This window comes from Chloroflexota bacterium (assembly GCA_015478725.1).
Taxonomy (GTDB): Bacteria; Chloroflexota; Limnocylindria; order Limnocylindrales; family CSP1-4; genus C-114.
Map to the genome: position 1 here is coordinate 1 of JADMIG010000011.1, position 24,048 is coordinate 24,048.

The 24,048-nt window shown below is 68.3% G+C and carries 22 protein-coding genes and 1 pseudogene; 12 read left to right on the top strand and 11 right to left on the bottom strand.

All coding sequences use genetic code 11. From position 1 onward, the window contains the following. Positions 1-184 precede the first annotated feature (184 nt). Genes IVW53_08715 through IVW53_08750 form a run of 8 tightly spaced genes read right to left on the bottom strand, consistent with a single transcriptional unit; the run spans position 185 to position 8,751 of the window. Complete coding sequence (locus tag IVW53_08715; protein ID MBF6605646.1) at positions 185-1,876, bottom strand: hypothetical protein; 1,692 nt, start codon at positions 1,874-1,876, stop codon at positions 185-187. Positions 1,877-1,907: 31 nt separating this feature from the next. Then, the gene (locus tag IVW53_08720; protein ID MBF6605647.1) at positions 1,908-2,705 is read right to left on the bottom strand and encodes an alpha/beta fold hydrolase; all 798 of its coding nucleotides are present in this window, start codon (positions 2,703-2,705) and stop codon (positions 1,908-1,910) included. Positions 2,706-2,726: 21 nt separating this feature from the next. Next, positions 2,727-3,758 carry an ABC transporter ATP-binding protein gene (locus IVW53_08725; GenBank protein MBF6605648.1) on the bottom strand — a complete coding sequence of 344 codons (1,032 nt, stop codon included), beginning with the start codon at positions 3,756-3,758 and terminating at the stop codon, positions 2,727-2,729. Beyond that, complete coding sequence (locus tag IVW53_08730; protein MBF6605649.1) at positions 3,755-4,762, bottom strand: ABC transporter ATP-binding protein; 1,008 nt, start codon at positions 4,760-4,762, stop codon at positions 3,755-3,757. The genes IVW53_08725 and IVW53_08730 overlap by 4 nt, the downstream gene beginning before the upstream one ends. Before the next feature lie 44 nt (positions 4,763-4,806). Then, positions 4,807-5,682, bottom strand: coding sequence for an ABC transporter permease (locus IVW53_08735; GenBank protein ID MBF6605650.1), 876 nt, complete (start codon positions 5,680-5,682; stop codon positions 4,807-4,809). After that, positions 5,679-6,638: an ABC transporter permease gene (locus IVW53_08740; protein ID MBF6605651.1), complete on the bottom strand. Its 960-nt coding sequence runs from the start codon at positions 6,636-6,638 to the stop codon at positions 5,679-5,681. The genes IVW53_08735 and IVW53_08740 overlap by 4 nt, the downstream gene beginning before the upstream one ends. Further along, positions 6,635-7,465, bottom strand: coding sequence for a FadR family transcriptional regulator (locus tag IVW53_08745; protein MBF6605652.1), 831 nt, complete (start codon positions 7,463-7,465; stop codon positions 6,635-6,637). Before IVW53_08745 ends, IVW53_08740 begins: the two co-directional genes overlap by 4 nt. Further along, positions 7,462-8,751, bottom strand: coding sequence for an ArgE/DapE family deacylase (locus IVW53_08750; protein MBF6605653.1), 1,290 nt, complete (start codon positions 8,749-8,751; stop codon positions 7,462-7,464). Before IVW53_08750 ends, IVW53_08745 begins: the two co-directional genes overlap by 4 nt. A gap of 216 nt (positions 8,752-8,967) precedes the next feature. Here IVW53_08750 and IVW53_08755 point away from each other — a divergent pair, with 216 nt between their 5' ends. The 8 genes from IVW53_08755 (at position 8,968) to IVW53_08790 (ending at position 18,027) form a co-directional block, all read left to right on the top strand. Further along, positions 8,968-9,789 carry a helix-turn-helix domain-containing protein gene (locus IVW53_08755; protein MBF6605654.1) on the top strand — a complete coding sequence of 274 codons (822 nt, stop codon included), beginning with the start codon at positions 8,968-8,970 and terminating at the stop codon, positions 9,787-9,789. After that, positions 9,786-10,730, top strand: coding sequence for a metallophosphoesterase (locus IVW53_08760; protein MBF6605655.1), 945 nt, complete (start codon positions 9,786-9,788; stop codon positions 10,728-10,730). Before IVW53_08755 ends, IVW53_08760 begins: the two co-directional genes overlap by 4 nt. Positions 10,731-10,752: 22 nt before the next feature. Next, positions 10,753-12,333: an APC family permease gene (locus IVW53_08765; protein ID MBF6605656.1), complete on the top strand. Its 1,581-nt coding sequence runs from the start codon at positions 10,753-10,755 to the stop codon at positions 12,331-12,333. 41 nt (positions 12,334-12,374) lie between these two features. After that, a complete protein-coding gene (locus tag IVW53_08770; GenBank protein ID MBF6605657.1) occupies positions 12,375-13,097 on the top strand; it encodes an SDR family oxidoreductase in 723 nt (240 codons plus the stop codon). Then, positions 13,094-13,813 carry an SDR family oxidoreductase gene (locus tag IVW53_08775; GenBank protein ID MBF6605658.1) on the top strand — a complete coding sequence of 240 codons (720 nt, stop codon included), beginning with the start codon at positions 13,094-13,096 and terminating at the stop codon, positions 13,811-13,813. The genes IVW53_08770 and IVW53_08775 overlap by 4 nt, the downstream gene beginning before the upstream one ends. Positions 13,814-13,841: 28 nt before the next feature. After that, positions 13,842-15,035 (top strand): aminopeptidase P family protein, encoded by a 1,194-nt coding sequence (locus tag IVW53_08780; protein ID MBF6605659.1) that lies wholly within the window; start codon positions 13,842-13,844, stop codon positions 15,033-15,035. 539 nt (positions 15,036-15,574) lie between these two features. Continuing rightward, positions 15,575-16,000, top strand: a complete 426-nt coding sequence (locus IVW53_08785; protein MBF6605660.1) for a MarR family transcriptional regulator — start codon at positions 15,575-15,577, stop codon at positions 15,998-16,000. Further along, complete coding sequence (locus IVW53_08790) at positions 15,997-18,027, top strand: chloride channel protein (GenBank protein MBF6605661.1); 2,031 nt, start codon at positions 15,997-15,999, stop codon at positions 18,025-18,027. The genes IVW53_08785 and IVW53_08790 overlap by 4 nt, the downstream gene beginning before the upstream one ends. A gap of 17 nt (positions 18,028-18,044) precedes the next feature. On the opposite strand, the pseudogene IVW53_08795 reads toward IVW53_08790, so the two are convergent. Continuing rightward, a pseudogene (locus tag IVW53_08795) lies at positions 18,045-19,209 on the bottom strand (MFS transporter). Between the two features lie 703 nt (positions 19,210-19,912). Here IVW53_08795 and IVW53_08800 point away from each other — a divergent pair. The 4 genes from IVW53_08800 to IVW53_08815 all read left to right on the top strand — a co-directional run bounded on the left by IVW53_08800 (position 19,913) and on the right by IVW53_08815 (position 22,664). After that, the gene (locus IVW53_08800) at positions 19,913-20,212 is read left to right on the top strand and encodes a DsrE family protein (protein MBF6605662.1); all 300 of its coding nucleotides are present in this window, start codon (positions 19,913-19,915) and stop codon (positions 20,210-20,212) included. 138 nt (positions 20,213-20,350) lie between these two features. Beyond that, positions 20,351-21,523 carry an HD domain-containing protein gene (locus tag IVW53_08805; protein MBF6605663.1) on the top strand — a complete coding sequence of 391 codons (1,173 nt, stop codon included), beginning with the start codon at positions 20,351-20,353 and terminating at the stop codon, positions 21,521-21,523. Positions 21,524-21,646: 123 nt separating this feature from the next. Further along, entirely contained in the window at positions 21,647-22,252 is a 606-nt protein-coding gene (locus IVW53_08810) for a redoxin domain-containing protein (GenBank protein ID MBF6605664.1), read from the top strand. A gap of 163 nt (positions 22,253-22,415) precedes the next feature. Beyond that, positions 22,416-22,664, top strand: coding sequence for a glutathione S-transferase N-terminal domain-containing protein (locus IVW53_08815; protein ID MBF6605665.1), 249 nt, complete (start codon positions 22,416-22,418; stop codon positions 22,662-22,664). A gap of 208 nt (positions 22,665-22,872) precedes the next feature. On the opposite strand, the gene IVW53_08820 is transcribed toward IVW53_08815, so the two are convergent. Beyond that, the gene (locus tag IVW53_08820) at positions 22,873-23,289 is read right to left on the bottom strand and encodes a hypothetical protein (protein MBF6605666.1); all 417 of its coding nucleotides are present in this window, start codon (positions 23,287-23,289) and stop codon (positions 22,873-22,875) included. Between the two features lie 240 nt (positions 23,290-23,529). After that, positions 23,530-24,048 (bottom strand): hypothetical protein, encoded by a 519-nt coding sequence (locus IVW53_08825; protein ID MBF6605667.1) that lies wholly within the window; start codon positions 24,046-24,048, stop codon positions 23,530-23,532.

The window sequence follows — 24,048 nt, forward strand, 5'->3', positions numbered from 1 at the left end:
AGGGCGTCATCGGCGCGGCGGGTCAGGGGTCTCCATCTGCGCCGAGGATAGCGGCTGCGGCCTGCTCGCTCGACATTCTCGAACGGCAACCGGCTCGGTCCACATCGCCGCCCGCCGTCGGATGTCGAGCGCCCCTGCTGAGGCTTGCAGGGGACGCTCGGCTGCGAAGGATGATTGGGACCCGTCAGCGATTGAGCCAGACGTTTTCCAGCCGGAGCTCGAGGGTCGGGTTGACCGTCGAGCCCACGACATCCTTCTTCATGAGGTAGTTGATCGTCTCGTAGTGGGCGAAGATCAGCGGCGCGTCCTCGAAGACGATTTGGCGGATCGCGACGTACAGATCCTTGCGCTTGGCAACATCGGTCTGGGATCGGGCCTGATCGATGAGCTGATCCAGTTGCGGGTTCGAGTAGAACGTCGTATTGATCGAGCCGCCAGTTCGCAGGACGATCGCGTAGAAGTTGTCCGGGTCGATCGTCCGCTCCTGGTACGCCGACGTGATCTCGTAGTTCCCTTTGGTGAAACGATCGAACCAGACCGAGACGTCGACCTGCTCGATCGTCAGGTTGATCCCGATCGCCTTGAGCTGGTCGCGAACGACCTCTCCGGTCTTGAGCAGTTCAGGGTATTGCGGCAGGCCCAGGTACTTGATCGTGAACGGCGTCGTGATGCCCGCCGCTGCGAGTTGGGCCTTCGCCTTGACCAGATCAGGCCCATTGGCATCCGGATCGCTGCCCCCGAACCACGGTGAACCGCTGGGCACTTCCTCCGAGCCGACTTCACCGGCACCGAAGTAGGCGACATCGCGGATCTGCTTACGGTCCAGGGCCCAGGCGATCGCCTGGCGGAGAGCCTTGTTGTTGAACGGCGGCTTGGCCGTGTTCATCGCGAGAAAGTCCGGGATCCCGGCTATCGGTGAGGTGATGTGCGTGAAGGTCGGGTCCGCGGAGAGGGCCTTGAGCGACTGGAGCGGGATAGCGTCGGCCCAATCGAGGTTCCCCGAGCGGAGCGACTCGATCCGACTCTGGTCGACGAGCAGGAACTTGAACTGGACGCCGTCGAGGTACGGCCTGCCGGCTCGGAAGTAGCCGTCGAACTTCTTGAGCGTGATGTGGTCCCCCTGGACCCATTCCACGAACTGGAAGGGCCCGGTACCGACCGGGTTGCGGGCAGGATCCTTGGCTGAGATCGCCTTCTTGTTGACGATCTCGCCGTTGTTGGCGAGATTATTCAGGAAGGGCCCGAAGGGCGTCTTGAGTTTGAAAGTCACGCGGGTGGGGCTGGTCGCCTCGATCGAGGCGATCGCGTCGTACAGGGGAGCGTAGCCGCTGGCTGTCTTCGGATCGAGCATCCGCTCGAAGGTGTACTTGACATCGGCCGCCCCGAATTTCTCGCCGTTGTGGAACGTCGCGTTGTCAACGAGATCGAACACCCACGTCAGTGGATCCGGCTGCGCCCACTTCGTCGCGAGGACGCCGACGATCTGGTTGTTCTCGTCGAGGTCGACGAGTTTGCTGAAGATGTTGTCGTAGACCTGCGCACCGGTGTAGATCGAAGACGTCGCCGGGTCGAGGGAATCAGGCTCCCCGGTGAGGGCCGCCTGGAGGGTTCCTCCGGACTTCGCCGCTGCGCTGGCTGCGGCTGACGCGCTCGCTGGCGCCGAACTCGAGCCTTGGCTCGCGCCGCCCGCCGGGGACGCGGTAGCCGACGTGCCACCGCACGCGGTTACGACCGAACCTAGGCTGGTGGCTGCGAGGACCGCACCACTGAAGCCGGCCGCGCGGCGCAGGAAGTCGCGTCGCGAGAGGTCGCCGCGCATGAAGCTCCGAGCGAGCGCTTCCGCTCGTCGCTGCTCAGGATCGTGGGGATGGGACACGGATCTCCTCCTTCGGTGCTGGGCCGCAGTCTCAGCGGTGTCGGGCGATGAACGCGAGAACGGATTCGTTGAATGGCTTCGGGTGCTCCCAGATCGAGGCGTGGCCCCCGGGCGTCGTCGCCCACTCCGCCCCATCGATGGCTTCGTGCAGCCGGCGCGAGAGTTCGACCGGGATGAGGATGTCTTCCGCGCCGGCGATAACGAGCGTTGGTACCGAGATTCGGTTGAGCCGACCGTTCGTGTCGTGGGTTCGAATCGAGCTCAGCTGGGCGAGATACGCGTCGAGCGGTTGCGCGAGGTCGGCCATCGCTATCTCGAATTCCCCGAGCTCGGCCTCCCGGCTCTCGAAAAACGGCACCGTAAACGCCCAGAGGGTCACGTCGCGCATGACGAACGACACGCCGAGTACGGGCGCGAGATCCGCCCACATCGCGAACATCCGACCGCAGAACGGACCAGGTGCCGCGTAGGTCGAGCTGAGGACGAGGCTCTTGAGATCCGAGCCATACGCGATCGCGTATTCCTGGGCGATCATCCCGCCCATGCTGGTGCCGAGTAGGTGGAAACTGCCGATTCGAAGATGGTCGACGAGCGCCTTCGTATCCTCGGCAAAGAGCCGGGTCGTGTATGGGCCGGGAGGCTTGCTCGTCTGGCCAGCGCCGCGGTTGTCGAACCGAAGGACTCGGTGGCCGGCGGCCAGGAAGTCTTCGGTCTGATAGGCCCACGACTCAAGGTCATCGGCCAGGCCGTTGACCATGACGATCGTCTCAGGGCCGTCCCCTTCGAGGCGATAGTTGATCTCGATGTCGTTAACAGTGGCGACTGGCATGGGCGCTTCCTCCTGATCCGGTCAGTGGCTGGTCGCTGCGTGGACGACTGGATCGCCCGCTTCCGACCCGCAGGCCGAGTCAGCCCGGACGCGAGCGACGTGGCAGGCCGCGCGGTGCCGAAGGCCGAAGGCGGTGAGCTCCGGCACCTCGGTCCGGCAGCGCTCGATGGCGACCGGACAACGAGGGTGGAACCGGCAACCGGTCGGTGGGTTGATCGGACTCGGGATCTCGCCGTTGATGCGGGCTGCGGTCACCCGGCGTCCCGGGTCCGGGTACGGGATCGCGGCGATCAACGCCTGCGTGTATGGGTGCTCGGCCCGGGCGAAAAGCGCGTCGGTCGGGCCCTCCTCAGCCAGCCGACCGAGGTAGAGGACCGCCGCCCGATCGCAGACGTGCTCGACGACCGCGAGGTTATGGGTGATCAGGACAAGGGCCAGCCCAAGATCGCGCTGGAGTTCGGCGAGCAGGTTGAGGATCTGCGCCTGAACCGAGACATCGAGGGCCGACACCGGCTCATCGGCGATGATGAGCTCGGGCTCCAGGGCGAGCGCTGCCGCGATTCCGACACGCTGACGCTGGCCGCCCGACAGCTCGTGGGGTCGCCGGGCGGCGAGCCGGCGCGACAAGCCAACCCGGTCGAGAAGCGTCGCGACCCGCGTCTCGCGCTCGGCAGGCCGGCCGATCTTGAACGCGTCAAGCGGCTCGCGGATCGTCCGAGAGATCGGCCAGCGCGGGTCGAGCGAGGCATACGGGTCCTGGAAGATCGGCTGGACTCGTCGGCGGAACTCGCGCCTGTCGGCGCCGCGCAGGCGGGTGACGTCCGCGCCATGAAACCAGATCTCGCCGTCCGTCACGGCCGTCAAACCGAGGACACAGCGGGCGAGCGTCGTCTTGCCGGATCCGGACTCCCCGACGATCGCGACGAGCTCACCCGGAGCTACGATCAGATCCACACCATCAAGGGCGTGGACGACCGTCGACCGACCCAGGAGCGCACCGCGAACAGGGAAGTGCTTGACGAGTCCGCGGACTTCGAGCAGCGCGCCGTTCATCGGGCCGCCTCAGAGGCCTGGCCGGTCATCTCCGCTGCGGCGCGGGTCGCCAGATCATTCCAGCACGCGATCGCATGGTCTGGTGAGGCGATGGCGAGAGGCGGTACGTGATCGCACTCGTCGCGCCGGACGGGGCAACGGGGCGAGAAGCGGCATCCGGCCGGCGGCGCGGACAGCTCTGGCACCTGTCCGTCGATGACGTGCAGCGAGCCGCGCGCCTGCGCCCTGGTCGGGAGCGCGCCGATGAGCGCCTGAGTGTACGGGTGACGAGGGGAGGCGAAGATCTGGGCTACTGGAGCAATCTCGACAAGCTGGCCGGCGTACATGACACCGACCCGGTCGCAGGTCTGCGCGATGACGCCCAAGTCATGCGTGATGAGGACGACCGTGGTCCGGTGGCGCTCACGGAGTACCTTGATCAGTTCGATGATCTGGGCCTGGATCGTCACGTCGAGGGCCGTCGTGGGCTCGTCGGCGATGAGCAGAGCTGGCTCGTTGGCGAGGGCCGTCGCGACGACGACGCGCTGACGCATGCCGCCGGAGAACCGGTGCGGTGGCTCCGCGTAGCGCTCCTCGGCCGATGGGATTCCGACCTCTCGCAGAAGCTCGAGAGCCCGATCGCGGGCGCCAGACCGATCGGTCCTTCGGTGAGCGCGGATCGTCTCCGCCACCTGGTCGCCGATCCCGTAGGTCGGGTCGAGCGCGGTGAGCGGGTCCTGGAAGATCATGCTCATCCGGTCGCCACGCAGTGCTCGTAGCTCCCTCTCACCGAGACCGACGAGGTCGCGGCCGAGAAAGGTGATCTGCCCTTTGACGGCAGCGGTACTCGGCAGGAGCCCCATGATCGCCAATGCGAGGGTCGACTTGCCGCAACCAGATTCGCCGACGAGACCGAAGATCTCACCACGGTTGATCCGCAGTGACACGTCGGCCACGGCCGAGATTCGGTCGTCCTCGACCCGGAACTCGACGCCGACGCGGCGGAGGACCAGGACCTCGTCCAAGCCTCCGGCTGCTTGCGTCGACGCCGGACTCACGGTGGTCGAGATCATCGAGCCATCCCGCGAGGATCGAGTCGCCGTCTCAGTCCGTCACCGACGAGGTTGAACCCGAGCACCGTCACTGCAAGGGCGAGACCAGGAAAGATCTCCACCCAAGGCGCCAGGGTCAGGACGTCACGACCTTCGTTGAGCATGGTGCCAAGCGACGCGGTCGGAGGCTGGGCGCCGAGGCCCAGGAACGAGAGCGCCGCCTCGATCTGGATCGCGAAACCCATGAGGACGGACGCCTGGACGAGGGCGGGTCCGAGCGAGTTCGGCAGGACATGACGGAGCATGATCGAGATCTCCGAGGCACCGCGGGCCCGGGCTCCGTCCACGTACGGCTGCGCTTCGACGACGATCGCAGCGCTGCGGACGATCCTCGCGATGATCGGTAGGTAGATCACGGCGATCGCGACGAGCGCGATGAGCGAGCCTGGACCGACGATGGCGATGAGTGCGACGGCGAGGAGAAGAGCCGGCAGCGCGAGGAGGAGGTCCATCGGGCGCATGAGGAGCCCATCGACCCAACCGCCGCGGAAACCGGCCACGAGGCCGATGGGCGCACCGATCGCGCACGCCAGGGCGACCGAGCCAAAGGCGACGGTCAGCGAAACGCGATAGGCGAACAGGACCCGCGTAAGTACGTCGCGCCCGAGGGCATCGAAGCCAAACGGGTGGCGGAGGTCCGGTGGCGCAAGGAGCCTGGCGGAGTCGATCGCCTCGGGATCGTGCGGTGATATGAGGGGTGCAAGAACCGCGAGCGTAACGAGCCCGGCGAGGATGACCACGCCAACGAATGCTTCCCAACCGCCGACGCGGCGGACGAGTCGTCCGGCGAGCGACGCTCGGTGATGGGAGCCAGGAAGACTCCGCGCCGTCATGCTTCGTCTCCCTCGGCCAATCGCGGATCGAGGACGCCGTAGAGGAGATCCGTGAGGAGATTGACGAGGATGAAGAGCACTGCCACGACGAGCACCCCGGCCTGCACGACCGGATAGTTGCGCTGATTGATCGCCGTGACGATGAGCCGCCCGACACCCGGCAGGGCGAACAGACTCTCGACGACGATCGCTCCGCCGAGGAGCACGCCGAACTGGATACCGACGACGGTGACGATCGGAACGGCGGCGTTGCGCAGGGCGTGGCGGAAGGTGATCTCGCTCTGGCTCAATCCCTTGGCCCGCAGGAAGAGGACAAATGGGCTTCCGAGCGTGGCCTCCATCGCGCCACGGGTCGTCCGAAGGATGTATGCCGCCTCGCCCGCGGCAAGGGTCAGGACGGGAAGGATCATGTCGCGCAGGTTCGAGGCAGGGTCGTCGACGAACGGCGTGTAGCCCGACGGCGGTAAGAGGCGCATCGTGCCGGCGAAGAGGAGGACCAGCATGATCCCGAGCCAGAAGTCGGGCACGCTGATCGCGGCTACGACGAACGCACTCGTCAGACGGCCGGTCCAGCGACCACGGGTCGCCGCCAGGACGCCGAGCGGAACGCCGACGATCAGTGCAACGGCCATCGCCAGGACGGTCAGCTCGAGGGTCACCGACAGGCGCTCGGCGAGCAGGCTGGTAAGCGGCGCCTTACTGATGAAGTCCTGACCGAGATCGCCGTGGAGCAAGCCGCCTAGCCACGCGACGTACTGATCAGCAAGCGGGCGGTCGAGGCCGAGCGCCGCCCGGATCGTGGCAACGTTCTCGTCCGTCGCTCTGAAGCCGAGCATCGTGCGGACCGGGTCGCCAGGCACGAGGCGGATCATGAGGAAGACGAAGATGCTCATCATGACCAAGACCGGGATGGTCAGTAGGAGACGGCGCACGAGGTATCCGAGTCGCGGACTCATCCGATACCCGGCTCGCCGCCTGCGGTGCGCGTCCGGTCATACAGCTCGCGCAGACGCTCCTCCGTGATTGTGAAGTGACGGGCGGCGATTGCCGCCGCCTGGTCGGTGGCGCCAGCAATCACGGCATTGGCAAGATCGCCGTGCTCACCGATCGCCCGCTCCCGGATGGGAAGGCTGTATGGCTCGGCGCGGAAGCCGAGGCTCACGCCGTGGCGGATACGCTCGGAGAGGTCGACCAGATATGGGTTGTGGGCAGCCTCTGCGATAGATCGGTGGAGCGCCTCATCCGCCGTACTCGAAGCCTCGCGGTCCAAGCCTGCCCCGCGGTAATCGGCGAGCGCGCCCTGGATACGATCGATGTCAGATGGGGTTCGGCGAGCAGCCGCCGTCCGGGCGATGAGCGGCTCCACAAGCGTGCGGAAGTCGAACAGCTGCTCGAGTTGCGGCCAGCCCGGGACGAGCGTTCGCCGGATCATCTCGTCCGCGTCGGGGCGAATACCAGCAAGGACGAACGCGCCGCCGTGGCGGCCGCGCCGCACCTCTACGTAGCCGGTGGCCGCGAGTCGAGAGATCGCCTCGCGAACGGTGGTGCGGCTGACCTCAAGCGTCACAGCGAGGTCACGTTCTGTGGGCAGTCGCTGGCCAGGCACGAACTCGCCCAGGGCGAGCGCTGTCACGAGCCGCTCCGCGACGAGCTCGCCAGCGTTCCGAAGGCGGAGCGGAGCGAAGAGGCCAGCGACCAACGCGTTGCCGCCGGGGCCGATCTGCTTCAGATGCGCGCGTCGCGCGGGAGGCTGCGGCGTCGTCCGGGCCGGCGTACCGCTCACGCCCTCTTCTCCGGTTGAGCGTACCAAGCGGCCAGGAACCTGCCGAGCGTTTGAGCGCCAGCGACGATGCTTGCAAGTTCGACCCCCTCGTCGATGCCGTGCATGCGAGTCGTCCGCGGGCCGTAGCAGATCGCGGGAATGTTGTACCGATTCAGGTAGGTTCGGGCGTCAGTCGTGGTTCCCATGACGGACATCTGAGGATCCGATCCGTGGGCGGCGCGATGGGCCGCTCCAAGGAGCCGCGCGAGTGGTTCATCTCCAGAGAGGTCATACCCTTCTGCGCGAAACCCGGATGCACGGACAGTCGGCGGATTGACAGACAACCATGGATCCCGATCTGCGGCCTCCGTGAGTCGCTTTCGAACGAGGGACTCGGCTTTGTCCGCCGTCCAGGTCCACGGGGCGCCAACGCGCACCTCGAACCGAGCTACCGCCGGAACGCTCGATCCCCAATCGCCACCGGCAAAGCGGCCAACGTTGACGATGAACGGGCGGTCCGTGCCGACGATTCGGGGGTCACGTTCGGTCGTGTTGAGCTCATCCTCGAGCGCCCGCAGCGCCGTGATGAGCGGAAAGCTCGCCTCGATCGCGTTGATCGCTGAGCCGGCTGCGTGGGCATGGGCGGCTCGGCCGGTGACCGTAACCTCGAGCCAGAGGATCCCGATGCCGCCGAGGAGCAAGTCGAGATTGGTAGGCTCGAGGAGGACGACAGCTTGGGCGAGAACACCTTGCTCGGCGGCCGCAAGCGAGCCGTTGCCAGTGCACTCCTCCTCGATCGCCGCGAGAACGGTGAGGGGGCCGCGAATGGCGTCGGGCGCTACGTCCAGCAGGGAGCGGATCGCGAGAGCGCCCATCGCGAAGCCGGACTTCATGTCTCCGGCACCGCGGCCGTAGAGCCAGCCGGCACGCCGATGCGGCGCAAATGGCGGAGTGGTCCACTCGTCGGGTTCCTCGGCCGGCACAACGTCGATGTGGCCATTAAGAAGGAGCGACGGTCGATCGGGGCTGTTGGAGCGCCGGGCGACCAGGTTGTAGCGTCCCTCGTAGGACCGAAGCGGGACACCGGCGCCCGGGACGGCGGCGATCTCCGCCGGGATAGGAAGCCGCTCGATCTCGAAGCCGAGGCTCTCGAACTCGCCGGCCAGCACTTCCTCGGCCCCCTGCTCCGCGCCGACAACACTGGGCTCGGCTACAAGGCGCTCGAGGAGTCCGAAGGCATCCTCGGCATGGGCGGCAATCCGGGCGTCGAGGTCGGCGCCGACGACTGTCCCGCCTAAAAGGTCCATTGTATGGGGCATTGACCCATAGTACGGAGCGTGTCAACGCCGGTTCCGCAATAGGCCAGGCCCTGGTCTATTGCAACTTGAGCATCCTCTCTGCGCCCGAACCCATTGATGGGGCGTCCGAATGGTGGGATGATTGACCACGATCCGGATATCTCGCTAGAGCGGTGAGATCGTTGGACAGGCGAATCGTCGATTCCGGTCGAGCACAAGCGGACCGTGCCTGATCGAACCAGCGCGGCCCGTGAGGTCCGGACCGCCTCCCGATCGGCGCCTGGTCCGTACGTCAGCGCGATCGGAAAGGCGATCATCCTGCTCGATGTCGTGGCCGCCGCCGATGGCGAGTTGTCAATGGCCGAACTGAGCCGTCGGCTGCAGATGAGCCGGACCACGGTGCATCGCCTGGTGGCAACGCTTGAACGGCACGGGTTCATCGAGCGCAGCACGTCCGGCCGACTCGCGCTCGGCCTTCACCTGTTCCTGCTCGGCACCGCCGTTCATGAGCGGATCGCGCTCGCACGGATCGCCAGACCCCACCTGCGGGTGCTGGCCGAGTCATTCCGTGTTTCCAGCTACCTGTCGGTCCGGGACGGCGACGAGGCGTTGTGCGTCGAACGTGTCGACGGCGGCGGCGTCACGCTCGCTGCCTATCAGCTCGGTGACACGCTCCCCCTCCACATCGGCGCTGGACCGCTGGTCCTCCTCGCTGGGCTCCCGGACGACGAAGTCGACCGCATCCTCGCCCAGTTGCCGTCGCGCACGACGGCCGACGCGATGGTCGGCCCGGAGGTCATCCGCGCACGCGTCGAGGCAGTTCGGTCGTCTGCCGTCGCCTGGGCAGACGGGGACGTCGAGGTCGGCGTCGTCGCTGCCGGCGTGCCGGTTCGGGACGGCCTCGGGCGAACGATCGCCGCGGTGAGCGTGGCGGGGCTTGACGCGCAACTCACGTCTCGGCGACGAACCGCGCTTGCTGCGGCGGTCAGTCACGCGGCCCGAGTGATCGGCGACGAACTCAACGCGCCGGGCAGGGCGATCTCGTGAGGCTCTACTTCTGCTCGGACATCCACGCTTCAGAACGCTGCTGGCGGAAGTTTCTGGCCGCCGGCACGTTCTACAAGGCCGACGTCATCATCGTCGGCGGCGACATCACGGGGAAGTTCGTCGTACCGATCATCCGCCACCTCCGGGGACCCGCGACAGCGACGTTTCAGGGGATCGAACGCAGGGCGGAGACGACGGCCGAGATCGAGCGGCTTCTTCGACAGATCGCCGACGCCGGGCAGTACGGCACGGTCATGAGCGAAGAGGAGTACGAGGCGCATACCGCCGACGCGGCCCTCCGCGACCGCCTGTTCCATCAGCTCATCATGGCGCGGGTAACCGACTGGATCGAATTCGCCGAGGCGCGTCTGCGGGGTTCCGGCATCCGCTGTCTCGTGAGCGGCGCGAACGACGACTTCTTCGAGATCGACGCCGCCCTCGCGGCCTCGTCCGTGATCGAGGACCCGAATGGCCGCGTCATCGACCTCGGCGGCATCGAGATCGTCGGCATGGGCTACGGCAACCCGACGCCTTGGCCATGTCCGCGGGACATCAGCGAGGAAGAGCTCGGCGAACGGATCGACACCGCGGTGACAGGGGTTCGTCGGATGGACCGGGCGATCTTCAGCTTCCACGTACCGCCCCATCACTCAGGGCTCGACAACGCCCCGCGCCTCGATGCGAACCTCCGCATGGTCATGAGCGGAGCCGGGCCCGAGATCGTTCCTGTCGGCAGCACGGCGGTCCGTGCCGCGATCGAGCGTTACGAGCCGATGCTCGGACTGCATGGCCACATCCACGAGTCGAAAGGGGTGCGAACGATCGGCCCAACGACGGTAGCGAATCCGGGGAGCGAGTACGGGGAGGGCATCCTTGACGGCTTGCTCGTCGACGTGGATGTCGCGATGGGTTCACCGAAGGTCCAGCTCGTAACGGGCTGACCGCAGCGAGGAGGAACGTGCCATGAGTGCTCCGGTACCGGCGACGAAGGGGTTGTTCACGCGGGCGAGTTCGGGGCTCGTACGCGAGGTGGGCGTGGGCGATGTCGTCTTCTACGGATGGGGGCAGATCACCCTCGGGTTCATCATCTTCACGATCGCTGCCTGGCAGTTCTACCCGGGCGCGTCGATGGAACTGGCAACGGTCGCCGTCACCCTTGGCGGGATCGCCCTCGGTCTCGTCTACGCCCTCATGAGCTCGGTCTACCCCCGCTCGGGCGGCGAGTACGTATTCCTCTCACGCGTGCTCCACCCGGCGATCGGGTTCGTCGCCAGCGTGTCGTTCGCATTCTGGGAAACGTTCTACACGGGCATCGTCGCCGCGTTCCTCGCGATCTTCGGGTTCTCGCCGTTGTTCGCCACGCTCGCCCTCCAGACCGGCAACTCGAGCCTCGCCGACATCAGCACGTGGTTCGCCAGCCCGATCGGGATCTTCGTCACCGGCGCCATCACCATCCTCCTCGCCGCGACGTTCGTCTACCGCGGCCTCAGCCGGTACTTCACGATCCAGCGCATCGGCATGTGGCTCGTCGCGGGCAGCATCCTCGTGACGCTCGGTGTCCTCGTCGTGGCGGCGGCCGGCGGCCTCTCGTTCAAGGCCAACTTCGACGCCCTCGCCGGCGCCGGTTCGTACGACAAGATCGCGGCGGCCGGCGCCGCCGGAAACGCACCCTTCGATCTGGGTCAGACGGTCCAGTTCATGATCTGGCCCGCGTTCTCGATCTGGTTCGCCGTCGCATCCGTCTCGCTGAGCGGCGAGGTCAAGAACGTTCAACGCAGTCAGCTCGTCGGCATCCTCGTCGCCATGATCACGATGGGGGCAGCGTCGATCGGGCTGATGTTCTTCTCGCGGGTCGTCTTCGGCAGCGCGTTTCTCGTCGGCGCCGGCTCGCTGGCCGCGGGTCAGTTCCCGCTCGCGGCGCCGGCGTACATCAATGTCTTCGCCGGGATCGCCGGCGGCAACGTCCTGCTGACGATCCTCATGTCTGTCTGGGTGATCGGGACGATCGCCCTCGACGTCGGCGCGACGATGATCTACGCAACGCGGGCGATGCTCGCGTGGGGGATCGACGGTGTCGCCCCGACGAAGCTCGCCGATGTATCCGAGCGCTACAACTCGCCGACCTGGGCGATCGCGACCTCGGCCGTCGTCGCGATCGCATGCCTGGCGCTGTACGCGTTCACCTCGCTCGTCGCCATCCTCTCCGGGTTCATGGGGTTGGCGATCACGTTCGTCCTGGTCTCGATCGGCGGCATCGCCTTTCCGTATGTCAGGCGCGGCGTGTTCGAGTCGTCCGCCGTGGCGTTCCGGGTGGCAGGGGTTCCGGTGATCTCGATCCTCGGCGTGATCTCGCTCGTGTTCACGGGGTACGTCTTCTACCGGTTGTTCCTTGACAGCGCGTTCGGATCGAACCAGCCGTTCCCGATCGCGATGACGATCGTCGTCGTCGTCGCGGCAGTCGCCTGGTTCTACGGTGCCCGCTGGTACCGGAGCCGACACGGGACCGAGTTCGACGCACGGTTCAGAGAGATCCCCGTCGAGTAGCAGCGATCCGCGATGTTGAGGGCGCGCCCGTGGCGCCGTTGCTGGAGCATCGGTCACTCGCACCCGTCGTCCTCGTGACGGGTGCGAGCAGCGGCATCGGGCGGGCCACGGCCGAAGCGTTCGCCGGGGCCGGCTACCTCGTGGCGGTGAACTATCGGACGCAGCGGGGACCGGCGCTCGAGCTTGCGGGTCGGCTCGGTGGTCGGGCGTACGCGGCCGACGTGGCTGATGACGTGGCCGTCGAGGAGATGGTCCGCCGGATCGAAGCCGAGCTCGGCCCGATCTCGGTCGCCGTCTGCAATGCCGGCTTCTACACCGAGCAGCCGCTCGCCGAGGTGACCGACGAGCTCTGGGACCGGACGCTGAGGACGCTCCTCGGGGGATGCTTCCACGTTGCCCGCGCCGTCGTCCCCGGCATGCGAAAGGCTGGTGGGGGTTCGATCGTCACCGTCGCGTCTGAACTGGCCCTCATCGGCGGTGATGCCATCGCCCCATACGTCGCGGCCAAGGCGGCCGTGATCGGACTCACCAGGTCGCTCGCTCGTGAGCTCGCCCCGACGATCCGCGTCAACAGTGTCGCGCCCGGGGCAGTCGACACTCCCCTCCTGCCCGATCGGGACCGCGGACCCTCGTACACGTCGACGGTTCCCCTCGGCCGGATCGGCCGACCGGCTGAGATCGCCTCGGCGATCCTCCATCTCGCCGAGGCACCGTGGACCACCGGCCAGGTCTATTCACCGAACGGCGGGGTGGTCATCCAGTGACCGAGCGCCCCGCCTCGGGCCCACGCGTGGCGCTCGTCACCGGCGCCGGGGGCGGTCTCGGTCGCGCGATCGTCGATCGTCTGACCGCGAGCGGATGGCGCGTCGCTGGGGCGACCCACCGTCGCGGGCGGTTCGCCGCGGATGTGGGCGATCCGCGTGAGGTTGACGACCTCGTCCGGCGAGTCGTACTCGAATTCGGTCGGCTTGATCTCGTCGTCTCCAACGCCGCGGCGATGACGATGGCTCCGCTCGAAACCCATCCGCCCAACGACTGGTGGGCGATCATCCGAACGAACCTGTCCGGCGGGTTCTACCTCGCTCGAGCAGCGCGGCCGCACCTCATCGAGACACGTGGCGCCATCATCTTCATCTCGAGCGAGTGGGGCGTCACGGGATGGCCGAACGCCTCCGCCTACGCGGCGAGCAAGGCAGGCCTCATCGGACTGACCAAGGCCCTCGCCTGCGAACTCGCTCCAGCGGTGCGGGTGAACGCCATCGCCCCAGGCGTGATCGACACGCCGCAGCTCGCCGTCGATGCCGCCGACGCGGGCGTGAGCGTCGAGACGATCAAGGAGCAGTACGCTCGGGCGGCGCCGCTGCGCCGAATCGCGACTGCCGCGGAGATCGCCGCATCGGTCGGGTTCCTCGCGTCTGGCGACGCCACCTACTACACGGGACAGGTGCTTCAGCCGAACGGCGGGACGACGATGGCATGACGACCCGCCGCCACATCGGAGGTTCGCGATGACCGGATGGCCACCTTACGATGTCGCCGCGCTCCGCGCAGCCCGGAGCGAACGGGTCACCGGATTCATGCGATCCCGGGGCCTCGACCACCTTCTGCTCACCGGCTTCGACACGATCCGCTACGCACTCGACGCCCGCTTCCAGATCATCTCGGAGGGATTCGACTGGTTCGTCGCCCTCATGGACGGTTCAGGCGAGGGCGAGGTCTTCGTCCCCTGGGTCGACGAGGACGTCGCGGGGCCGGATCCGGATGCACCCGCGGTCCGCGCGACCCACCCGCTGCCATCGTGGGCGCCGGCCGTTGCCCAGGTGGAGTACTGGACGAGTGCGGTCGCGGCGGCTCTCTCGCGACTCAGGGCCCGGAGGGTCGGGTTCGACCTCATCGATGCGACGCTCCTCGCCGGCCTCCGGGTCGAGCTCCCGGAGGTCGAGTTCGTCGGCGTGGCGCGCGACCTGTACGACCTCCGGGCGATCAAGCTGCCGGCCGAGATCGCCCTGCTCGAGGCAGCGTCGCTCGTCAACTGCGCCGCCGCTGACGCGGCGATCGACGGCGCGCGTCCCGGGATGACCGACTACGACGTGCTCGCGCTCGCGATGGCGTCGCTCCAGACCGCCGGGGTCGAGTACCTCACCCACTCGCTCTGCAACGTCCGACGCGGGTCGGGCACCTGGTTCGCGGTCGGCCAGACGCTCCGCGAGGGTGATGCGTTCTTCTTCGATATCGGTTGTTATGGGCGGGGCGGCTATGCCTCGGATATCGCCCGGGTCGGCTTCGTCGGCGAGCCGCCGGCTGTCGTCTCGCGAGCCTACCGACAGCTTCTCGAGGCGCTCCACGTCGGTGAGGAGGCAGCGCGGCCGGGTGTCCGGGTGGCGGATGTCCACGCCGCCATCAATGACTACCTGCGCCGGCAGGGACTGCCGATCACGCCGTACGGCACCGGTCACGGCATCGGGCTCCGGGCGTGCGAACCGCCGACCATCCATCGACGCGACCGGAGCTCCCGCGACGAGGTGCTCCTCGAGGGCATGACGATCGCCATCGAACCAGAGACGCAGGTCGAGATCGACGGTGCGACCGTCCTGCTCAAGGTGGAGGACAACTATGCGGTCGAGGCGGACGGGCTCCGGCGGCTGACGACCGCGCCTCGGCTGGTGCCGACTGCGGATTCTGTGAGGGCTCCTGCTGGGTGACGGCCGTCAATGGATCGGCCGGCTCGTCCTCCTCGAGCACGTCTGCAGTCCCAGGCACGCGGTACGGGCAGTCGAGCGTGCACTCGACTTCTTCACGTCGCGCCTTCAGCGCGACCACCTGCCGCGGATCTTGCTCCAATCCGATCAGTCGTTTCGGAGGTTTCCGATCACCCGCCCGTGAGGCCGTCAGCGCGCTGACGTGAGGGCACCACGGTCCGCCATCGTGGCTCGGACGATCAGCCGTTCGAGGACCGATGCCGGTGCCACGCCCCCGTTCCGCCATGCGCAAGATTCGCGAGATCCTCCGCCTCGCCCTCGGCGAGGGCCTGAGCCGCCGCGCGACCGCATCTCGCTTGCATCCATGACCGATGCAAGGATACCCGGGCCGTCGCTGGCTACGACCACGAGCGACGTGGGTCAGGGAACTGCCACGTTCATCGTCACGTCGGCGTCATTGTTGCGAAGAGGACTGAAGATCGTCGCACCGACCGGGGAGTAGATATATTCCATACGGTACATAGTGATGCTACGATGGGATCGTGGCGGATGAACTGATCGACAGCCTCGAGCGCCTCTCGGTGTGCTCGGTCGCCGTCACGGCACGAGCCATCACCGCCGCGGGCGCGGACCTTACCTTCACGCAATGGCGGGTCCTCCTCGTTGTCGGCGAACGGACCGAAGGCGCGACCGTGAATGAGATCGCCACCCGGATCGGCGCACACGCCTCGCCGGCGAGCCGCCTCGTCTCGCGCCTGAAGCGGCGCGGCGTCGTCCGCACCGGAAAGGACGACCGCGACGGTCGCGTCACGCGGGTGACGTTGACGGAGGTCGGCCGGGACCTGCGCAGCCGTGTGCTCGAGCGTCGTCGTCGCGATCTCACCGTCGTGCTGGAATCCGTATCGATGACGCCCGCGGAGGCCGAGGCCGTGGCCAGGCTGGCCCGATCGTTCGAGTCGTTCGCATGACCCGCGCCCGGTTCCTCCGAGTCGTCCGCCGGCGCGTTCGCACGGCAGCGTACCTTCGGAAGTGGGTCGTCCTCGGGGCCCTCATCGGCGTCATCAGCGGCCTCGGGGCCGCACTCTTCTTCGTGGCGCTCGACGTTGGGAGCAGGTTCTTCCTCGGCGTGCTCGCCGGCTTCGTCCCCGCCTCGCCGCTCGGCGAAGGCGCCCGACCGATCACGGACGCGCTCCGGCCGTGGGCACTCCCGCTCGTCGTCGGGCTCGGCGGACTGATCTCCGGGGTCATCGTGTTTCGCCTCGCGCCGGAGGCCGAGGGTCACGGGACTGATGCGGCGATCGCCGCATTCCACCACGGCCCGAAGCGGATCCGGGCGCGGATCCCCCTCATCAAGCTTGTCGCGTCGGCGATGACGATCGGGTCGGGCGGATCCGGTGGCCGAGAGGGCCCCACGGCCCAGATCGGCGCCGGGTTCGGATCGTTCCTCGCCCGGCTCCTCGACCTGGACGCGCGCGATGCGCGGATCGCCGTCAGCACCGGGATCGGCGCCGGCATCGGGGCGATCTTCCGGGCACCGCTCGGCGGAGCGGTCCTCGCCGCGGAGATCCCGTACCGCGACGACGTCGAATCTGACGCTCTTGTCCCGGCCTTCGTCGGCTCCATCGTCGCCTTCTCCATCTTCGGCGCGATCATCGGCTTCGATCCGATCTTCGGGCGTGTCGCCGGCGCGGGGTTCACGGATCCGCGGCAACTTCTCTACTACGCTCTCATCGGCCTTGCCGCCGGGGTCGTCGGCCGCCTCTACATCGCGAGCTTCTACGGGTTCACGCGATGGTTCGGGCGGTGGAGCCTCCCACGCGCGCTCCGACCGGCCGTCGCGGGCTTCGCCGTGGGCTGCCTCGGCCTCGCTCTGCCGGGCGTGCTCGGCACCGGCTACGGCTGGGTTCAGGCGGGCCTCGACCGGACGACACTCCTCGGGCTGCCGCTGTGGGTCGTCCTCGCGCTGCCGTTCGCGAAGATCCTCGCCACCTCGCTCTCGATCGGCTCTGGCGGTTCTGGCGGGATCTTCGGTCCCGGGATGGTCATCGGCGGCCTCCTCGGAGCGGGGATCTGGAGACTCCTCGAGCCGGTGGCGCCCGCCGTCCCGCTCGATCCATCGCCGTTCGTCATCGTCGCGATGATGGCCCTGTTCGGCAGTGTCGCACGTGCCCCGCTCGCAGTCATGCTCATGGTCGCCGAGATGACCGACAGCCTCGCCATGCTCGCCCCGGCGATGCTCGCGATCGGGATCGCGACCCTCGTAGTCGGCGACCGCTCGATCTACGCGTCCCAGCTCCGGAGCCGGGCCGAGTCGGCGGCCCACCGTTTCCGGTTCGCCCTGCCGCTCATGGCGGCGATCCCCGCCGGCGATGCAGCCCGAGTTCCTCGGGCGGTGGTCACGCTCGATGATTCGACGATGAGCGTCCGGGCCCGGCTCGTCCGCGCCGGTGTCCCGGGTGCGCCGGTGGTCGACCGAGCCGGTTCCGTCCTTGGCTCGATCGATGTGGTGGCCCTCGAGACCGCGGCCGACGGCTCGACCATCGGTGATCTCGATCTTGCCGGATCGACCATCCCCGCCGATGGCGCGCTCGACGATGCGCTCGCCATCCTGACCGACGCGCATCGGAGCTGGGCTCCGGTGGTCGCCGACGATCGGCTCGTCGGGATTCTTTCTATCCGCGACATCGTCGCCGCGTATCGGCGGGCGCTCGCCGGCAATGTCCAGCGGGTCCGGGGCGTGGATGGCGGCGGATCGCTCGTCGACGCGGAGATCGGCCCGTCCTCGACGCTCGTGGGTTCCTCGGTCGCCGCCGTCCCGTGGCCGCGGCAGGCGATCCTCGTGTCCGTGACGCGCGGCGAGGAGGTGATCGTGCCGCGGGGCGATCTCGTCCTCGAAGCGGGCGATCGACTCACCGCGTTTGCGACCCCTGCGGCGCGAGAGGCGCTCGAGGGGCTCCTCGCGAGCCGGATCGCCGCCGCCGCGCCCGAGGCGTGAGCGCGGCACCTGGTTCCTCAGCGATTGCCGTTCGCCATCCGAGTGGCGTCGGGCCGGCCGCGGAGTCTGCCCATCGCGAAGATCCCGACCAGCGGCCCGGTGGCGAGCAGGCCGAACGCGATCTGCCAGCCCACTGCGTCGGTTGAGCGGAGGAGCCCGACGAGGGTGATCGTCACCCCGGGCAGGAGGAATCCGGCCGCCGTCTGGAGCGCGAGAGCGGATCCGGCCGTGCCGGGTGGTCCCAACTCGGTGACAGCGACGGAGAACTGCGCCGAATCGGCGACGACGCTGATCCCCCAGACGACCCCGAGGGCGAGGGTCAGCGCTGGCGGCGCACCGAACAGGAATCCGATGGCGACGGCGCAGGAGCCGCTCACCGCCATCGCAGTCATCGTCAGTGTCGTCCGACCAATACGATCTGCGGCGAGCCCGGCGGCGGCGCAGCCGAGCCCACCCGCCGCCACGACCACGAATGCAGCGAGGCTCGCCGGCGCCGGGTCGCTGAGGCCGGCGGCGGCGAAGCTCGCGGTGAGGAACAGAGGGATCCAGGTCCACATCGCGTACAGCTCCCACATGTGACCGAGATACCCGAGGCTGGCCAGCTGGACCGACGGCTCGCGAAAGGCGGTGCGAGCCACAGCCAGGCTGAACCGTGGCGCCGGGACGTCGAACGGACCGCTGGACACCGTCCGGATGACCAGCCAGGCCGCCGAGGACGCCGGCGACGCTGGCGGAGGCGACGATCGCCCGCCAGTCGAGGCCGGACAGCTTGCCGAGGGCTCGGAACAGGTAGGGCAGGGACGCTCCCACGGTGAGGGCCCCGACGAGGATGCCGATTGCCAGGCCGCGCTCGCGCCGGAACCAGCCCGCGACGATCTTCATCCCGACCGGGTAGACGCCGGCCAGGGCGAACCCCGTGAGGAAGCGGAACAGGATCGCACCGGCTTCATCGCGTGCGACGTAGGCGAAGCCGAGGTTGGCGGTCGCGGCGCCGAGAGCTCCGACGAGGAAGAGGATGCGGCCCGGCAGGACGTCAACGGCGCCAGTGACGGCGAGCAGGAGTGCACCGGCGACGAAGCCGAGCTGAACGGCGATCGTCACGAGCGGGAGATCCATCCCCCCGAGATGCCAGTCGACCACGAGCAGCGGCGCGACGGCGGACGCGCTGAACCAGGGCGACATCGCGAGCAGTTCGCCGAGACCGAGGAAGACGAGGAGACGCCAGCGGGCCAACGGCTCGGGATCGCCGGCCTCCCCTCCCGACGCGACCGCGCGGAGCATCGCGTGCCGCGCATCCTCCCCTCGCAGGCCTTCGACCCGCCCTATCCGAACCACAGGAGGCCTTGGGTCGCCTCATCCAGTGGCACATCGGGCGGCACTTCCGCAAGGACGGCGGGCTCCGCCGCCCAGGAGGCCCGGGCCGACTCGAGCGGTTGGCGTCGAATGACCCGCGCGTCGTTCTCGTCAAGCGATGCCGGTCCCGGTTCACTGGCCTGAGTAGCCGGCGCCTTCGGATCCGTCATGGTCGATTCCAGTCGTTCCCGGCGCATTCGAGGCCGGATGGGGCCGTGTTCCGTCGCCACGCGTCTCGGGTTCGGCGTCAGCGAGCGCGGACGATGGTGCGATGCCTCCGTGGCGCTGGGCCCTCCATCCAGCTCGGTCGCCGGTCCCCGAAGCATAGGCTCGAACCAAGCCCGCTGGATGTGACCCGCGTCACGCTTCGTCCCGGATGTGTGCCTCGCCCTCGGGGCGGTCCGATCTCGGTCCTGTCGCCGAACCGGATCCGGCACGGCCAGCCGTGTGTCGTGCGTCACGGCGGCCATCCCGGCAGCACCGGTAGTCTTGGCTCCAGATGCGGCTACCCACGAGATGGAGGGCGAGCAGCGTGCTCTACACGAAGGAGCTGGTGGCCGCCGGGGCAACCGTCCGTCTCGTCTTCGACGGTGCCGGCACCGGTTGGCTGGCCCGCTGGGGGCGCAGTGATGGCCCGGCGTCCCGCGCCGCGGAGCTCTTCGCGGAGCTCAAGGCGGCCGGCCTCGCCTACGAGGTCTGCGACTACTGCGCCGGTGCGTTCGACGTCCGCGAGGAGCTGTCCGACGCCGGTGAGGCGCTGACCGGCTCGTACATGGACCATCCGAGCGTCGCCGGGCACGTGGCGGACGGGTTCCAGGTGTGGATCCTGTGACGGTCGCGAAAACGGGCGCCCGATCGCGATAGGTCTCCCGACGAGTCTCCCCAGGACCTCTGGCGGGTTGCCCGGTGATGCAGCCGCGGCGACGATCGTCGGAACTTGGCCGGACCACGCTCCACGAGACGAACACCCTTGACCATCCGTCCACTCGTCCTCGGCGGTCGACCGTCGCTCTCTGCTCCGAACGTCGTCGCGAGCGCCCTCGAATCGGCGCGCGCCCCCCTCGTGGTCGGCGCGATCGGCGCCGGACTCGTCCTGCTCGCCGGGCTGCCGGCGCTCGTGCTCTCGACGTCGGCTGACCGGGTCACGGTCGGCGGGCTGAGCCTCCTCGGCACGGCCGCGGTGGGCGCCACGCTGTCCATCCGGCCGCGCGATCGGGTCGTGAGTTCGATCGCGACGGTGCTGGCCATCGCCTCGATCACGGCTCTGGCGCGGGCCGTCTTCGCCGAGGTTCCCACGATCGTCTGGCTGTTCGCGTTCGTCGTCCCGGCCGTCGGCCTCGTCCGCGGCCCGGCGCAGGGGGCCCTCGCCGGGTTGCTTGCCGAGCCAGCTCTGCGCTGGATCGAGACCGGTACCGCGGTCGGCCCCCTCGATGCGCAGGCGCCGTTCGGGTTCCTCATCCTCGTCGCCCTCGGATCCGTGCCCGCCTATCTGTTGGCGGTGGCGCACAGCCGGCGTGAGGCGCTCGATGCTCAGCTCGCGCGAGCCAACGAACTCCTGAGCATCGCCGTCGTGGCCCGCGAAGCTCTGAAGGAGGCCCAGGATCAGGCGATCTTCATGCTCGCCCGGGCGGCCGAGGCGCGGGACGGCACGACCGGCCAGCACATCCAGTCGGTGCGTGCTCTCGCCGGCGAGCTTGCGCTCGCGCGCGGGATTGGCGCCGCCGCCGCTGAGGAGATCGCCTGGTCGGCGATGCTCCACGACCTCGGCAAGCTGCGGGTGCCCGATCGGGTGCTCCTCAAGCCGGGCAGCCTGACCGAGGAGGAGTGGGCGATCATCCGTCAGCATCCCGCCTGGGGCGAGGAGCTGCTGGCGGGCACGGCGGGCTTCGCGGTCGCCCGGCTCATCGCCCGCTCCCACCACGAGAACTGGGATGGTACGGGCTACCCGGACCGCCTCGTCGGCGAGGCCATCCCCCACGCGGCGCGGATCGTCCGGATCGTCGATGTCTACGACGCGCTTCGGAGCGACCGCCCGTACAAGCCCGCCTGGTCGCCGGAGCGGGCGCTCGACGAGATCCAGGCGATGCGCGGTCGCGGCCTCGACCCGGAGTTGACGGATCTGTTCCTCGGGCTGGCACATTGACTCCCCGCGGATGAGGGGGGTCGGCTCGGGTGACGCGTGGCCGCGCGGACTGTGGGCCACATCACGGCGGCGGTGAGGATCCACCCACGATGATCGTGGCTCAACACTCGCACGGAGCCCGTCATGCGCAGCGATATCCGGCCCCGAGCCACATTCCCCGACTTCGAGCTCCCGGACCAGTCCGGCCGGCGTCGGCAGTTGTCCGAGATCCAGGGGATCGATCCGATGATCGTGGTCCTCTCCCGGGGACGCTACTGTCCGAAGGACCGGCGCCAGCTGCGTAACCTCGTCGAGCTCGCCCCCGAGTTCAAGGTGGCGTACACGAAGATCGTGACGATCTCCACGGACAACCTGCTCGAGACCAACGAGTTCCGCGACGGCCTCGGGGCGACCTGGCCGTTCCTCTCGGACCCCGGACGAATCGTCCAGAAGGATCTCGACGTCGCCGAGTACACGGATCCCACCCACGATCCGATGGTCCCTCACACGTTCGTGCTGGGCCCCTGCCTCGTCATCCACTCCATCTACAACGGCTACTGGTACTGGGGGCGCCCGTCCAACGAGGACCTCCGCCGCGACCTTCGCGACGTCACGCGCCGAGCCCGCTCCGACTGGGACCTCGGGGCTCCCGGCCCTCGGGAGAAGTGGGAGGCCGGAGAGCGGGCGGAGTTCTGGCCCTACGGCCGGTCCCTCCGCGAGGTCCTCGCCGCGGAACGGGAGATCGCGTGACCCGCGCGCTTCGATCCCGGGACACCGAGGGCTCGTCGGTCTCGCGACGCCTCCTCGCGGCCGTCTCTTCGCGCTCGACCGCCGAGCTCCGGGGAGACCAGTGAATCTCTTCCGGCTCCTGCGTCGCGTCGTCGTGGCACAGCCGGCGCCGGCGCCCGTTCCGATCGACGTTCCCCCGGAGCTGACGGTGTACGGGGCGGACTGGTGTGGGGATTGTCGTCGGGCGAAGCACCACCTCGACACGGCCGGCGTCCCGTACCGCTGGGTCGACCTTCGGTCGGATCTCGCGGCGAAACGGATGCTCGCGGCGGCAGGCCTCCGGGCGATCCCGGTCATCGCCACGCCGGACGGGCGCGTCCTGGTGGAGCCGTCGAACGCGGATCTCGGTCGACTTGTCGCGTCGCTCGCCTGAGGTCGCGCCACCCGGGTCAGTCGTCAGCCCGTGATGGCCGGCGAACCGGGAACCACCGATCTGGTCCGAGCCGCGGACCGCTCGCTCACCGGCTGTTGGAAGACGCAGTCGAGTGGGGCGACAGCGTCGTCGCGCCGACGTTTCCCTTCGTCGTGGGCCCTACCAACGATGCGGTAGCACTCCCGCAGATGTCGAGCTCGAGGTTCTGTCACGGTGTTGCGAGCACTCCCTCCGGCGGGTCGAATCGCGCCGGGTGGTCGAGATAGTCGATCCACAGCTCCGGGCGTCGGAGCCCCACCGCAAGGCCTCGTCGGAACGAGAAGCGGCCCCATCGCAGCACGACTCCGGCGTCACCGATGAGGCCGAGCAGCCGCCGCTTTGCGAAGAGCCGGATGCCGTCGATCGGTGCAAGCTCGACGAACTCGGTATCCGGTTCCGTGGCCCTCCACCCCACGGTCAAGTCGCCGACCCAGGTGCCGCAGCACCAGGAGCGGAACGAATCGATGACGAGAATCCGGCCGGCCGCCAGTCCGCGGAGGGACGACCGCAGCGCGGCATCCACCTCGACCGAGATCGTGGACGGGACGACCGGGTGGCCGCCCGGGGTTGCCGCGATGTTCTCCACTGCTGACCTCTTCCTGGGTACGCTCGAGATCGTGGTCAGGCCTCCGCCCTCCGTCGTCCCGGAGCAGGCGGCGACGCGACCATGCGCCCGGAACGTAGGGCGGGGTGGCGCGCCCGTCTGTGGCGTGGATCACGCTCAGCGCGGTTCCAAGGTTAAACCCGGATCGCCGTGTTGCCCCGGGCATGCATCGACCCCCGGCCGCCGACCGGGGGTCGATTGCGAGAAGGCCCCTGGGGTGGGTTAGTTGTTGGCGCGGAAGACGAACCGGTCGAGGACGAGGCCGAGCACGCTTCCGTACATGAACGTGTGGGCCACGAACTGGACGGCCACATTCTGGCTATCCGGGAACCACGTCCAGCCGAAGACTCCGGCGAGGACGAAGAAGTTCATGATCCAGAGGCCGAAGCCGGCCAGGCTCGCGACGACGAGGACCGCGGCGGTCGACCGAGAGAACGACGGCACGAGCGCGAGCACGCCCGCCACGACGACGCCGTACATCATCGACAGCGCCATGTGAACCACGAGTCCGGCACCGCCGGACGTGAGGAGCGAACTCGTCGGATCGAGCGCTGTCTTGCCGAGCGCGATCGCCCCGATCATCCGCAGCGGCATGAAGAACGCAGCGCTGCCATTGAGCACGACGGCCATGATCATCTCGAACATCGCAAAGACGATCCCGCCGACGATCCCGCCGACGATCCCGTAGCGGATCCAGGTCCCCGTGGCGATGCGTCGGTCGGTGAACGTTGCGGTCGACAT